This window comes from Streptomyces sp. NPDC002054, assembly GCF_040296685.1.
Taxonomy (GTDB): domain Bacteria; phylum Actinomycetota; class Actinomycetes; order Streptomycetales; family Streptomycetaceae; genus Streptomyces.
In genome coordinates, this window is record NZ_JBEOXT010000011.1 from 119,974 (window position 1) to 133,644 (window position 13,671).

A 13,671-nucleotide genomic window follows, 5' to 3' on the forward strand; every position below is an offset into this window, starting at 1 on the left:
CGACCGAGGGCGTGCTGCCCCCTGCACAGCTGCCGCACGCGACGTCAGTCAACGTGTGAGGTTGAGGTTGTAAGCGATGTCAGCTGGATATCTGAACGGCGATGCTGCGTTTGGCTGGCACGCTCGCCGGGTGAATTCAACGGTCGCTTGCCCCCGCCGACTCCACCCGAAGCTGGTCCGAGGACGAGAAGCAGCGTCTGGTGACGAACATCGCCGGCGGCCTGTCCCAGGTCTCCCGCGAGGACGTCATCGAGAAGAACCTGGCTCACTTCCACGCCGCCGATGCCGACTACGGCAAGCGCGTCGAGGCTGCTGTCCGCGCCCTGCGCGACGAGCAGTAAGAGCCGCAAGAACGCGCCGGGGGTCTGACAGGAGGTCAGACCCCGGGTGCCAGCCCGCTGCCGCGGACCCGGATGAGGGATGGTTCACGGCAGAGGGCAGGACGAGGACCGCGGTGGTGTCGAGCCAGTGCGGTGGTAAAGGCCCAGCGGCCCGTCTCTTGACCTGAGGGAGACGAAGCCAAGGTGTCCTGTCGCGCCAGCCTCGCCCCGTCGGGCGGTAACAGACTAGAGCGCCGAGTCACGGACGGTCCCGTGACTCGGCGCTTTGCCGTGCCCGGGCAGGATCCGGCCCCGGGACGGGAACGCTCCTCAGTGGCCCTTGCCGAAGGTGTCCCCGCCGGGTTGGGTGTCCAGCGCCTCGCGGTCGAACACCAGCATGCCGAGGAAGAACAGCCCTCCCAGGAGGAGCAGGCCGGCCACGATCACGACGGGGACCAGCGCCTCCCGCGGCGTCACCAGGACGAACAGCGCGAGCAGGGTCCAGACCAGCGCGCAGAGCGCGACCGGCAGCTCCAGGCGTCCGAGGTCGAAGGCGCCCTCCTGGCGGCCCAGGCGGCCACGCACAGCCAGGTAGAGGACGATCGTCGCGCCGTAGATGATGGCCGGGAGGATCGTCGACGCCGTGATCAGCTCCAGCAGTGCAGCGCCCGGCAGCGCCACCATCAGGACGAACCCGAGCGCGAGGATCAGCAGGGTCGCCGGGATCGGCGTCTGCGTACGGGGGTTCACCCGCCGCATCACCTGGTGCGCGGGGAAGCGTGCGTCGCGCGACATCGCGAAGACCAGCCGCGAGCAGGAGACCATCACCACGATCCCGGCGCCGAAGAACGCGAACGAGATCGCGACGAGCAGCACCTTCTCCGCGGCCGGGCCGAGGTTCTCACGCATGATCGCCGCGACCGGCGACCCGTCGGCGCTGATCCGCGGGACGTCCTCAATCGAGACGGTCAGCGCGATCAGGAAGAGCATGCCGAGGATTCCCGCGGCGACGACCGACCCCACGATCGCGCGCGGAACGCTGCGGTGGGGGTCCTTGGCCTCCTCGGCCAGGTTCGCGGCGGAGTCGAAGCCCACGAGGGTGGCGAGACCCATGATCATCGCCAGCATCAGCCCGCCGCCGACCGCGAAGTAGTCGGGCGTGTGCGCGGCGACGCCGCGCGAGGTGAGGTTGGCTGCCGAGCCGTCGTCCGTGACCGCCACGGCGATGACGAGCGCGATCGTCACCACCACGACGAGGGCCACTTCCAGCCCCACCGCCACCGAGTTGATCCAGCTGACCAGGCGCGTCGAGGCGATGGCGACGACGGCCTGGACGAGCAGCACCACGAGCGTGATCACGCGCGCGGTGTCCTCGTCCTCCGCGATGCCGGCGAGTGGCATGAACGACTGGCTCGCCAGCGCGTTGTCGATCGCCACGACGGCGATCGCCAGGAAGCAGAAGGTCAGCCAGCCGAACCACCAGCCGGTCCGCGGGTCGGCCAGCCGGGAGGCCCATTGGTAGGAGGAGCCGCTGAGCGGGATGCGGGCCGCGAACTGGGCGACCACCAGCGCCACCAGGGTCTGCCCCACCGCGGCGATCAGCCAGAGCCAGATCCCCACCGGTCCCGCGGTGCGGAGTACTTCGTCGTAGGTCCCGAAGACACCGACCGCCACCGAGATGAAGGCGAACGAGATCGCGAACACCTGGAAGGGGCCCAGCGTGCGCTTCAGCTCCTGCCGGTAACCTCCGCGCTCGACATCGGCCCCGGCATCGGCCTCGGCGGAGCCGTCGCCGTCACGGTCCTGCCCGCCCGTCGAAGCCTCCGCCGCCACGGCCACCTCACTCTCCACTGTCCACCGCGGCAGCGGCGGAGCACCGGTCAGTGTCCTCCGGCGGGCCGCCCGCACGGGCCGCCGGCGGTCGACACACGTGACGAAGCCCCGAACGGACGCCGCCGTACGGGAGCCGTCGCGGCGGCGCCGGAACGCGGAGCGACCCCCGCCCTCCTTGCGGAGGGACGGGGGTCGCCGGGTGGTGCGGTGGGAGATCAGACCTGGAGGGCCTTGATCGCGGTGGGGGCGTGGCCGGGCTCGGTGGCCAGCTCCTCGAACTCGGTGACGTCGCTCATGTCGACCGTCTTGCTCATCGCGATGTTGGTGATGCGCTCCAGGATGGCCTCGACGACGACCGGGACCTGGTGCTCGACGGCCAGCTTCTTGGCCTGCTCGAAGGCCTCGCCCAGCTTCTCCGGGTCGGTGACGCGGATGGCCTTGACGCCCAGGCCCTCGGCGACCTTGACGTGGTCGACGCCGTAGACGCCGATCTCCGGGGTGTTGATGTTCTCGAACTCGAGGTTGACCTCGAAGTTGATGCCCAGGCCGCCCTGCGCCTGACGGATCAGGCCCAGGTAGGCGTTGTTCACCAGGACGTGGACGTAGGGGACCTTGTGCTGGGCGGCGACCGCCAGCTCCTCGATCATGAACTGGAAGTCGTAGTCGCCGGACAGGGCGACGATCGGGGTCTCCGGGTCCGCGGTGGCGGCACCGATGGCGGCCGGGATGGTCCAGCCGAGCGGGCCGGCCTGGCCGCAGTTGATCCAGTGGCGCGGCTTGTAGACGTGCAGGAACTGCGCGGCGGCGATCTGGGAGAGGCCGATGGTGGTGACGTAGCGGGTCTCCGGGCCGAAGGCCTTGTTCATCTCCTCGTAGACGCGCTGCGGCTTCATGGGGATGTTCTCGAAGTGCGTACGGCGCTGCAGGGTGGCCTTGCGCTCCTGCGCCGAGGCGGCCCAGGCGGAGAAGTCGGGCAGCTTGCCCTCGGCCTTGAGCTCCTTGGCGATCTCGACGAAGAGCTCCAGCGCGGCCTTGGCGTCGGAGGCGATGCCGAAGTCCGGGGCGAAGATCTTGCCGAGCTGGGTGGGCTCGATGTCCACGTGGACGAACTTGCGGCCCTTGGTGTACGCGTCGAGGTTGTAGCCGGTGTGGCGGTTGGCCCAGCGGTTGCCGATGCCGAACACGAAGTCCGACTCCAGGAAGGTCGCGTTGCCGTAGCGGTGCGCGGTCTGGACACCGACCATGCCGGCGGCCAGCTCGTGGTCGTCCGGGATGGTGCCCCAGCCCATCAGGGTGGAGATGACCGGGACGCCGGTCAGCTCGGCGAACTCGACCAGCAGGTCGGTGGCGTCGGCGTTGATGATGCCGCCGCCCGCGACGATCAGCGGGCGCTCGGACTCCAGCAGGAACCGGATCGCCTTCTCGGCCTGCGCGCGGGTGGCCTTCGGCTGGTAGACGGGCAGCGGCTCGTAGGTCTCCGGGTCGAACTCGATCTCGGTCAGCTGGACGTCGATCGGCAGGTCGATGAGGACCGGGCCGGGACGGCCGGAGCGCATCAGGTGGAAGGCCTGCTGGAAGACGCCCGGGACCTGCGCGGCCTCGAGGACCGTGGTGGCGGCCTTGGTGACCGGCTTGGCGATCGCGGCGATGTCGACGGCCTGGAAGTCCTCCTTGTGGAGCTTCGAGACCGGGGCCTGGCCGGTGATGCAGAGGATCGGGATCGAGTCCGCGATCGCCGAGTACAGGCCGGTGATCATGTCGGTGCCGGCGGGGCCGGAGGTGCCGATGCAGACGCCGATGTTGCCCGCCTTGGCGCGGGTGTAGCCCTCGGCCATGTGCGAGGCGCCTTCGACGTGGCGGGCGAGGGTGTGGGCGATGCCGCCCACGTTCTTCAGCTCGCGGTAGAAGGGGTTGATCGCAGCACCGGGGACACCGAACGCTTGTGCGACACCCTCGCGCTTGAGGATCTCCACTGCAGCGGCGGCGGCTGTCATACGAGGCATCGTGTCTCCCTGCGGGTCAGGCTGTTTCCGTAATGCGGAAGTATTGTTCTGCTATACGGAACAAGCTAGAGGGTCCTCTTCGGGCACGTCAAGGCAGTGCGGGACCTCGGAAGCCACCAAAAGCCGTGTTTCGCTCCGTGAGTTGTACAAATGACCAGGAGGGTCGCCCCGACGGTGGCGCGTGGTGGAGCATGGACCTACGCACAGCGACAACCGGCAGGCCGGGGCGGCTCCGGCCGGCACCGGTGAAGGGGGTTCGAGGTCAGATGGCGGAAGCGGTCCCGGTGCGATGCCCGGCGTGCCTGCGCGAGAACGGCTACACCCCACCGGTCTTCCCGTGCGCCTGCGGGAGTCCGGTGGTCCCGCCGCTGGATCTCACAAGGCCGGCCCTGCCGCTGACCCATCGCACCTGGACGGACAGCTGGGTGCTGGTGCGCTGCGGGAACTGCGGGCGGGAGAGCGAGTGGCCGCACCCGGAGCTGGGCTGCTCGGCCTGCGGCACGGTGGTGCTCGTACCGGTCCATCCCGTGCAGGACGAGACGAGGGCCGACGCCCCCGCCGCGGGCCGGCCGGCCGCCGAACCACTGCCGTCCGGGTCGGCTGCGGGATCGGGCGCTGGGTCGGCCTCGGGTTCGGCTGCGCGGCCCGCGTTCCGGCCGGTGACCATCCGGACCGCGCGGGACGCGGTGGCCACGGCCGCGCTGTACCTGCGCTGGCTGGGCTTCCGGGACGTACGGCAGCCGGACGCCACCCGGCCGCTGCCCTCGGCGGCGGTGGACCTGCGGGCACCGGGCCTGGTGGCGCAGGTGGATCCGACGACCGCGCCGGCCGGGCTGGCGGCGGTGGAATGCGTCTGGCTGAACGGACTGACAGCCACCGGGGCCAGCGTCTACTTCGCCCTGGCCGGCTACACACCGGAGGCCCGGTCCCGCGCGGACGAGCTCGGCATACCGCTGTTCGTGATGGACCTGACGGGCATGCCGCAGCCGCTCAACGACCCGGCGGACGAGCTGGTGGGGAAGGGAGCCCCGCCGGACATCCCCTAGTCTCGGAGGCCCGGATTCCAATCGGATGAACCCGTTCCCTGCCGAGGAGTGACCTCTTGAGCGACCTGTACGACATCCCGCTGACCACCCTGAGCGACGAGCCCACCAGCCTGGCGGCGTTCAAGGGGAAGGCGATCCTGCTGGTCAACACGGCTTCGCAGTGCGGCCTCACCCCGCAGTACTCGGGGCTGGCCCGCCTGCAGTTCGCGTACGCCGAGCGCGGCTTCACCGTGATCGGCGTGCCGTGCGACCAGTTCGGCGGCCAGGAGCCGGGCACGGCGGAGGACATCCAGACCTTCTGCGCGGCCGGCTTCGGGGTGACCTTCCCGCTGCTGGAGAAGTCCGAGGTCAACGGGGAGCACCGGCACCCGCTCTACCGGGAGCTGGTGAAGACCCCGGACGCGGAGGGCGAGGCCGGCGACATCCGCTGGAACTTCGAGAAGTTCCTGATCTCGCCGGCCGGCGAGGTGGTGGGCCGGTTCCGTCCGCGCACCGAGCCGGAGTCCCCCGAGGTGATCGCCGCGATCGAGTCCCACCTGCCCTCCTGATCACCTGATCCACCGCCTCGGCCGGCCGGAGCTCAGTTGACCTCCCGGTCCCGGCCGGCCCAGTAGGGCTGACGGAGCTTGAACTTCTGGATCTTCCCCGTGGCCGTGCGCGGAATGGCCTCGCGGAACTCGACGGTCGTCGGTGCCTTGTAGCCGGCCATCCGCCGCTTGCAGTGGGCGATGATCTCGGCCTCCTCGGCGGTGGCCCCCTCGGCCAGCACCACGAGGGCCTTGATCGTCTCGCCCCACTTCTCGTCCGGCACACCGATGACGGCGACCTCGGCGACCGCCGGATGGCTGAAGATCGTGTCCTCCACCTCGATCGAGGACACGTTCTCGCCACCGGTGATGATCACGTCCTTCTTCCGGTCGGAGATCGTCAGGTGGCCGTCGGCCTCGTCGAGCGTGCCGCCGTCGCCGGTGTGGAACCAGCCGTCCGCCAGCGCCTCGGCGGTCTCCTCCGGCTTGTCCCAGTAGCCGTCGAGCACGACGTTCGACCGGGCCAGGACCTCGCCGGAGTCGGAGACCTGCAGCCGGACCCCGAGCGCGGGCAGCCCGGCACGGGACAGCCGGTGCGCCCGCTCCTCGGCCGGCAGCTTCGCATCGGCCGGCCGGGCCCGGTTGAAGGTGAGCAGCGGGGAGGTCTCGGTCAGGCCGTAGATCTGCGTGAACTCCCAGCCCAGCTCCTCCTCCACCCGCTGGATCATCCTGCTCGGCGGCGGGGCCCCCGCGCAGATGATCCGTACCCGGTCACGGCCCGGAACCTCCCCTTCCCAGGTCGCCGCCGCGTCGAGGACCGCGTTCCACACGGCGGGTGCGCCGCACATGAGCGTGACCCCGTGCTGCTCGACCCGCCGGAGGATCTCGGCGCCGTCGACCTTGCGCAGCACCACCTGCTTCACGCCGAGTCCGGCCATCACGTACGGCATGCCCCAGCCGTTGCAGTGGAACATCGGGAGCGTGTGCAGGTAGACGTCGCGCTCCCACACCCGGGTGTGCAGTCCGAAGGTCAGGCCGTTCACCCAGATGTTGCGGTGGGTCAGCCGTACGCCCTTCGGCCGGGCGGTGGTGCCCGAGGTGTAGTTGATCGTCGCGGTGGCGTCCTCGTCCGGGTGGGACCACGGGCGCGGCTCGATTCCGAACCGCATCAGCTCGTTCTCGGTCTGCTCCCCGAGGACGAACCGGTGCGGCGCCATGATCCCGGACAGCGCGCCGTCCAGCTCGGGGTCGACGAGCAGGACGGACGCGCCGCTCTGCCGCACCACGTACTCGATCTCCTCCGGCTTGAGCCGGAAGTTGACGGGTACGCAGATCCGGCCGCTCATGGGCACCGCGAACAGCAGCTCGAGCAGGCGGGCCGAATTGTGGCTGACCACCGCCACCCGCTCGCCCTCGCCGACGCCGAGCGCGTCCAGCCCCGCCTGCCAGGCCTGGACCCGCTCGCCCAGGCGTCCGTACGTCGACTCGGGCACCGGCGGACCGGGCTGATCCGGTTCGTCGACCACACCGGGGGAGGCGGCGAACCCCAGCTCGGCCCGGTCGAGGAAGTCCGCCACGGTCATGGGAATCCGCATTGCTCTCTCTCCTGGCATCGGGACAACTGCACGGTCGGGCGGCGTTCGAGCGACGGGGTCCGGCGGAACAAAAGGGAACCAAGAACGACGCGCCCTGGCAGGCATCGTGCCGCGGGTGCGGTACGCGCCACCAGTGGGGCGTCAGCCGGTGATTGACCCGAAGCGCACGGAGGTCCGGGTGGCGGTGGTCATCCCGGCGAGCAGGGCCTCCCCCTCGGCGGCGATCTCCTCCCGGGTGCCCTTCGTCCCGCTGCCGCCGAAGAGCTCGACGACGAGCTCGGCCCGGTCCCCGTTTCGGTCTTCGTCGAGCCGCCACACCCCGGCGAGAAATCCGTCGACGAGGAGGGTGCAGTACGCCTGATTGCCTTTCCAGGTACGGCCCTTGAGGTCGGCGGGCACCACCCGGCCGCGGTCGGCATGGGAGAGGAGCAGGTTGTCGAACTCGGGCAGGAAGCGGGGCGGGGCCGGGGTGTCGGGGTCGGGGCGCGGGGCGTCGGGCAGGTCGAAGAGTTCCACCCCCGCCTGGTCTCGGAAGGTCACCAGTTCGGGCCGGAGCCGCTCGAAGGCGGCACGCATTCGGGTGAGCCCGGCCCAGGTCTGCATGTCCTTGACGGAGGCCGGGCCGAAGGCGCGCAGATAGCGGCGTACGGCCTCGTCCGGCGAGGCGGGCTCCGCCACGGACCGGCCCACCCACTGCTCCAGATGGGCCAGCCGGACCTGGCCGCTGCGCCCCCACAGTCCGCGCGGGGTGACCTGGACCAGCGGAAGCCGGCAGCGGGCGGCGACGGAGAGGGCCGGCGGGTCGGCGTCGGGCCACTCCTTCAGCAGCGCCTCGCGGATCTCGGCCATGGTGCGGGGCCCGGCGTCGACGAGGGCGCGCGCGAGCTCGGTGAGCCGTTCCAGGTCCACCCCGGCCAGGCCGGCGCGGAAGTAGCCGACCTCCCGGTCCCGTGCGGGCTGGACCAGGGACCGCAGGGTCAGGGCGTCCTCGGCGGTGTGGGTGTGGATGGTGGACCGCAGGGTGACCATGCGCACCACCTCGCGCGATTCCATCAGCGCGGACAGCTCCTCGGGCCGGAACCGGGCGAGGCGGGCGTGCAGCTGGAAGTACGGGGGCTTCACGTTCTGCGCCTGGAGCCCGACGAGGTGCGCCACCGCCTCGCGGGCCGACAGCTCGGCGCGGGTGAGCAGCAGCTGGCGGGCGAGGGTGGCGCGGTTCAGCGCGCGGGGACCGAGTACCGGTTGCGTCGTCCTGGAGGCCATGACCGAAACGCTAGCGAGCATTGCGGCCAGTTCCTGTCCGCAATCCGGTCCCACACCACACCCCCCGCCCCTTTCGTCCGTATATCCTGCTCCACAGACCACCAGAACCACCGCAACACAACGAGGGAACCAAGAAACGCAACGAGGGAACCAAGGAACCAAGGAACACAAGGGAGCCAGCCAGCGATGCCGGAGCGCCGAGAGAACCACCCCTCGCCGTCCGCGAAGCGGACGGGCTGGCGCCGCCCCGCGCCCCCGCCGTCGACTCCCCCCACCACTCCCCCGGCGGCCCCGAAGGCAGCCGCAGCCTCCGCCGGACCGACGCACCATCGCAGCGTGGTCGACTCGGCCCTCTACCGGGACGGCCACCGTGTCGCCTCCCCCACCACCCTCGCCGAGACCTTCCGGCAGCTGCGCGAGCAGCCCGACGGCATGGCCTGGATCGGCCTGCACCGACCCACCGAGGCCGAACTCCACTCCCTGGCTGCCGAGTTCAACCTGCACCCGCTGTCCATCGAGGACGCCCTGGAAGCCCACCAGCGCCCCAAACTGGAACGCTACGGCGAAACCCTCTTCGTGGTCCTGCGCGCCGCCCGCTACCTGGACGCCCCCGAGGAGGTCGAATTCGGCGAACTCCACGTCTTCGTCGGCCCGGACTTCCTCATCACCGTCCGCCACGGCGCAGCCCCGGACCTCTCCGCGGTCCGCCGCCGCATGGAGGAAACCCCGGAACTCCTCTCCCTGGGCCCCGAAGCCGTCCTGTACGCCATCCTCGACGCGGTGGTGGACGGGTACGCCCCCGTCGTCGCGGGCGTCCAGAACGACATGGACGAGATCGAGACGGAAGTCTTCCGCGGCGACCCGGAGGTCTCCCGCCGCATCTACGAACTCTCCCGCGAAATGGTCGAGTTCCAACGCGCCACCCGCCCCTTGGTCGGCATGCTCCACGGCCTGATGGCGGGCTTCGCCAAATACGGCACGGACGAGGAACTCCAGCGCTACCTCCGCGACGTGGCGGACCACGTAACCCACACCAGCGAACGCGTCGACGGCTTCCGCCAAGCCCTGACGGACATCCTGACAGTGAACGCAACCCTGGTCTCCCAACAACAGAACGCAGAAATGCGCGCCCTGGCCGAGGCCGGCTTCGAACAGAACGAAGAAATCAAGAAGATCTCCTCCTGGGCCGCCATCCTCTTCGCCCCCACCCTGGTCGGCACGATCTACGGCATGAACTTCGAGACCATGCCAGAACTCCACTGGGCAGGCGGCTACCCCTTCGCAATCCTGCTGATGGCAGTGGTCTGCGTCAGCCTGTACATCATCTTCAAGAAGCGCGACTGGCTCTAGACCGCACAGCAGTACCATTGATCAACTTAGCTCTAGCGAACACACTGAAGTGGCCCGCAGGGCCCCTGGGGAGAATCTGGGGAGAATCCGCAGCCGCCCATGCCGGGCGCTCCCCCGCACCTTGGGGCTGGCCGTCCCGCACCGCCGATCACCTTCGACGGCACGCGGTTGCGGAGGGTCGCGACAACGGGTGGCACAGCATCTGCTGTGCCACCCGTTCATCACGCCGCGATCGGGCCTGCTCCGACCTCTCGGCACCAGTGCGTCTTGCCGCCGAGAGCCAGCGCCCGAGGCCGGTCCCTTCGGAGTGATGGTCCCTGAACTGCGGGTCAGCTGACCCAGATGCCCTCGGGCGAGAGCCGACGTGCAAGACTCCGGCCGGCGTCACTGATTGGGCTTGACCAGGACACGTCGGCAACCTGACACCCGAAGTCGTCCGCGAGCGCGTGTACAAGCGTGGCGCCGACACCCTGGCGGCGGTAGGCATCCGCCACCCAGACCAGGTCGATGCGCGGGCGAAGGGCGTCGTCCTCCTCCCCGTACCGTGACCCGTCGATCAGATCCCAGCGGCGGTGCTCGTTGAAGTCGTGGGCGGTCAGGTAGCCAATGACGCAACCGTTCGCCTGCAGCAGGTACGCCCGCACATTGTGCGGGGTCACCTCAGGCTCGCCAAGGTGGGACCACGAGGGGAAGTCGTAGTGGTTCTCTCTCTGCGGCATCCGCGCAACCTTGTATGCCAGTTTCCTCCACGCGATAGGTGACTGCGTCGTCACGACGGCCAGGTCACTCCACCATTCGAGGTTTTTCGGCGCTCGGATACCGAACGCCCACGCCACATGGTGGGCGTTGTGCGCCTTCCCGCCGTCCGAGAGGTCTTTCAGGCTCATGCCGCAGGGACAGGCGTTGCCGGTCGGCGTCTCCGCAGGGCGGAACTGCACGGGTGTCGCGCCGTAACTGAGGTCCTGGTCTCTGCCGCCCACCCAGGGCCGGAAGGGGGCATCATCCGCCTCGACATACCCGGTCCACCGGTCCACCCACCCAGGATGCTGCGCGGGGAACATCTCCCGGATCTGCTTCTGAGCGGACGGCAGCGTCGGGCGGACCCACACACTTCCAGCAGTCGCCCGGCCGTTGAGGCGCACTCCATACTTCTTGGCCTTGCCCCGTAGAAACCTCAGGAACGCGTGGGGCGGCGCGTCAAAGTCGATGCCTCGGATCAGCTCCCGCTCGCCTGGAGCAAGCCAGTCATCGACCGGAAGCGCCAGTCGGTCGGCGAGCGCGTGGAGCTCGCCGTAGTCGTGGTCGATCTCTGCTAAGCGCAGCGCTGCGACCACAGCCTCGACGTGCGGGAACTGGACATACAGGGTGACCCAGCGCGGGCCGCCCACGAACCAGAACTCGCCTGGGTAACCATCGCACCGGATGCGCTCGATACAGGCGAGGCGTGCCCGTTCGACGGCCTCCTCGTAGGCGGCGGGCAGCCCAGAGTCTTGCCCTCGCGAGGCCACGGCATCGACGTACCCATCGCGATCAAGCTCGACCTTCGCATACCAGCGGAAGGCCCGAACGCCGATCCTCCGGGAGCTCGGGTCGCGTCGATCAGGGTCGAGGTAGGTAGTTCGCTCGGTCATGCGCTCTGCTCCGCAGCTCTAGCCGGATCGGTCAGCACCGATCATTCCGGCCGCCGCAGGCCCCGGGAAGAGCGCTAGTGCTGTGACCGCATAGGTTCACCGGCTTGCTCGTTGTGCTGGTCGGAAGTGACAACTTCCAACCAGCGTGGGGAGGCGGGATGGCACCACCGGTCAGGGTCCGCAGGCTGACTGAGCAGGAGGGGCAGAAGCTCCAGCAGATGGTTCGGCGGGGCAGCACGAGCTCGGTGCGGTTTCGGCGGGCGATGATGCTGCTGGCCTCGGCCGGCGGCAGCACGGTCCCGGTGATCGCGCGTCTGGTCCAGGCGGACGAGGACACTGTCCGTGACGTGATCCACCGCTTCAACGAGATCGGGCTCGCATGCCTCAACCCTCAGTGGGCGGGAGGCTACCCCCGCCTGCTGAGCAGTGACGATGAGGACTTCGTCATCCAGACGGCCACCACCCGCCCACTGCACTAGGCAATCCCTTCACCCGCTGGTCGATCCGCAAACTGGTCGATCACCTGCAGCGCAATGCCGACCGGCCCGTTCGGATCGGCCGCGAGGCCCTGCGATGTTTACTGGCCCGCCGCGGGATCACCTTCCAGCGGACGAAGACCTGGCAGGAATCCCCGGACCCGGCATTCGACGCCAAGCTGGCCCGGATCGAGTACGCGGTCAACGAACGTCCGGACCGCACGTTCGCCTTTGACGAGTTCGGCCCGCTGGGCATCGGTCCGACCGCCGGCTCCTGCTGGAAGAAGCAGGGCCGCCCCGACCGGTTGCCGGCCACCTTCCGCCGCACCCACGGAATCAGCTACTTCCACGGCTGCTACTCGGTCGGCGAGGACAAGCTGTGGGGTGTGAACCGGCGACGCAAAGGCATCGATCACACATGGGCCGCCATGCGGTCGATCCGGGCGGCCCGGCCGGACGGCGGGCCAATCTATGTGATCCTCGACAACCTCTCGGCCCATCTGAACTGGAAAATCCGCAGGTGGGCGGGGAGGAACAAGGTCGAGTTGTGCTTCACACCCACCTACGCGTCCTGGGCCAACCCCATCGAGGCCCACTTCGGGCCGCTCCGGCAGTTCACCCTGGCCAACTCCCACCATCCGAACCACACCGTCCAGACCCGGGCCCTGTACGCCTACTTGCGCTGGCGGAACAACAACGCCCGCCATCCCGACGTCCTGGCCGCCCAGCGCCGCGAACGCGCACGCATCCGAAGCGAGCGAGGTCTCCGCTGGGGCGGCAGACCGCTACCAGCCGCCGTCTGACCGTCCACCTCGGTACTTGCCAGGCCGCCTCACGGACGCGACTCAGCCGGACAGAGCTGCTTTCCAGCGCCAGGAATCAACCCGGGAGCGACCTGCAAGATCACCCCGCCCGGTGCGCCAGAGCAAGACCCGGGCCGGTTCGCCGGACGGAGCGTCCGGGAAGAGACGCCGCAGGACGGCGGCAGACAGCGCGGCCGGAGGAAGCCACGGAACTGCCAGTCCTTGAGTGATGTCATGGGTATGCAGCAAGGTTTCAGCGACACCCATCGCAGCAAAACCCGACACGTCACACGGCCCCCAGTGCCAGGCCCGCATCTGCGGATCCGCCGCAGCCAGAGCGCCGGCGAGCAGGCTCCCGCACGCCTCGACCACGCTCAGCACCTCACGTGGACCGGCTTGCGGGCGGATGGCCAGGTCGAAGGGCAGATAGGCATCGGCCGGCCGGGCCGCCACCTGTCCTGCATACGCGAGGAGGTCGTGCGCAACGTGGGCAGCTGTCGCCAGGCAATCCCACTCCAGAGAGCCTGCCTGCACCGACCAGTCCGCCTTGCGATGCGGTCCAAGCACCCCCAGCATCACGGCAACCGCCCGCTCCACGTCCCGGAAGTCCATGCTGCCCATGCCGCGAGAGTAATCGGTGTCCTACCAGCCCACCCGTCCCGGTGAACGTTTCCGGTCACAGCACCTAGACGTGGCCGTGACAGGTCGAGCCAGGTGTACATGGTCCCGGTCAGCTCTCCCACGTCGCGCGTGATCAGCACGGGACACCCCATGCTGTCAGTAGGGCTACTTAGCCTTGAACGACCACCAAAGGCTTGATCGCT

General features: G+C 69.3%; 9 protein-coding genes and 2 pseudogenes. 5 read left to right on the plus strand and 6 right to left on the minus strand.

Annotated elements, in window-relative coordinates:
• Positions 1 to 167 precede the first annotated feature (167 nt).
• A pseudogene (locus ABT123_RS12860) lies at positions 168 to 341 on the plus strand (catalase-related domain-containing protein); the annotation flags it as partial.
• A 309-nt stretch (positions 342 to 650) separates the two neighbouring features.
• Here the strand turns inward: ABT123_RS12860 and ABT123_RS12865 are convergent.
• Positions 651 to 2,159 carry an APC family permease gene (locus ABT123_RS12865; RefSeq protein ID WP_351312665.1) on the minus strand — a complete coding sequence of 503 codons (1,509 nt, stop codon included), beginning with the start codon at positions 2,157 to 2,159 and terminating at the stop codon, positions 651 to 653.
• Between the two features lie 209 nt (positions 2,160 to 2,368).
• Entirely contained in the window at positions 2,369 to 4,147 is a 1,779-nt protein-coding gene (gene gcl, locus ABT123_RS12870) for a glyoxylate carboligase (RefSeq protein WP_351312667.1), read from the minus strand.
• 275 nt (positions 4,148 to 4,422) lie between these two features.
• Between gcl and ABT123_RS12875 the strand changes: the two genes are divergently transcribed.
• Positions 4,423 to 5,202, plus strand: coding sequence for a hypothetical protein (locus ABT123_RS12875; protein WP_351312669.1), 780 nt, complete (start codon positions 4,423 to 4,425; stop codon positions 5,200 to 5,202).
• A 56-nt stretch (positions 5,203 to 5,258) separates the two neighbouring features.
• Positions 5,259 to 5,750, plus strand: a complete 492-nt coding sequence (locus tag ABT123_RS12880) for a glutathione peroxidase (protein WP_351312671.1) — start codon at positions 5,259 to 5,261, stop codon at positions 5,748 to 5,750.
• Between the two features lie 32 nt (positions 5,751 to 5,782).
• Here ABT123_RS12880 and ABT123_RS12885 read toward each other — a convergent pair whose 3' ends face one another.
• Entirely contained in the window at positions 5,783 to 7,324 is a 1,542-nt protein-coding gene (locus ABT123_RS12885) for an AMP-binding protein (protein WP_351312672.1), read from the minus strand.
• 141 nt (positions 7,325 to 7,465) lie between these two features.
• On the minus strand, positions 7,466 to 8,587 hold the full coding sequence (locus tag ABT123_RS12890) for a winged helix DNA-binding domain-containing protein (protein ID WP_351312674.1): 1,122 nt from the start codon (positions 8,585 to 8,587) through the stop codon (positions 7,466 to 7,468).
• Between the two features lie 186 nt (positions 8,588 to 8,773).
• Here ABT123_RS12890 and ABT123_RS12895 point away from each other — a divergent pair, with 186 nt between their 5' ends.
• The gene (locus ABT123_RS12895; protein WP_351312676.1) at positions 8,774 to 9,937 is read left to right on the plus strand and encodes a magnesium and cobalt transport protein CorA; all 1,164 of its coding nucleotides are present in this window, start codon (positions 8,774 to 8,776) and stop codon (positions 9,935 to 9,937) included.
• Positions 9,938 to 10,266: 329 nt separating this feature from the next.
• Here ABT123_RS12895 and ABT123_RS12900 read toward each other — a convergent pair whose 3' ends face one another.
• Positions 10,267 to 11,568 carry a GNAT family N-acetyltransferase gene (locus tag ABT123_RS12900; protein ID WP_351312678.1) on the minus strand — a complete coding sequence of 434 codons (1,302 nt, stop codon included), beginning with the start codon at positions 11,566 to 11,568 and terminating at the stop codon, positions 10,267 to 10,269.
• A 158-nt stretch (positions 11,569 to 11,726) separates the two neighbouring features.
• Between ABT123_RS12900 and ABT123_RS12905 the strand changes: the two are divergent.
• A pseudogene (locus ABT123_RS12905) lies at positions 11,727 to 12,847 on the plus strand (IS630 family transposase).
• Positions 12,848 to 12,889: 42 nt separating this feature from the next.
• Here ABT123_RS12905 and ABT123_RS12910 read toward each other — a convergent pair.
• Positions 12,890 to 13,468 (minus strand): maleylpyruvate isomerase N-terminal domain-containing protein, encoded by a 579-nt coding sequence (locus ABT123_RS12910; RefSeq protein WP_351312680.1) that lies wholly within the window; start codon positions 13,466 to 13,468, stop codon positions 12,890 to 12,892.
• Positions 13,469 to 13,671 lie beyond the last annotated feature (203 nt).

Coding starts and splice junctions, on each gene's coding strand:
- ABT123_RS12890 (WP_351312674.1), bottom strand. CDS start 8,587: ATGGCCTCCAGGACGACGCAACCGGTACTCGGTCCCCGCGCGCTGAAC.
- ABT123_RS12900 (WP_351312678.1), bottom strand. CDS start 11,568: ATGACCGAGCGAACTACCTACCTCGACCCTGATCGACGCGACCCGAGC.
- ABT123_RS12895 (WP_351312676.1), top strand. CDS start 8,774: ATGCCGGAGCGCCGAGAGAACCACCCCTCGCCGTCCGCGAAGCGGACG.
- ABT123_RS12910 (WP_351312680.1), bottom strand. CDS start 13,468: ATGGGCAGCATGGACTTCCGGGACGTGGAGCGGGCGGTTGCCGTGATG.
- gcl (WP_351312667.1), bottom strand. CDS start 4,147: ATGACAGCCGCCGCCGCTGCAGTGGAGATCCTCAAGCGCGAGGGTGTC.
- ABT123_RS12875 (WP_351312669.1), top strand. CDS start 4,423: ATGGCGGAAGCGGTCCCGGTGCGATGCCCGGCGTGCCTGCGCGAGAAC.
- ABT123_RS12885 (WP_351312672.1), bottom strand. CDS start 7,324: ATGCGGATTCCCATGACCGTGGCGGACTTCCTCGACCGGGCCGAGCTG.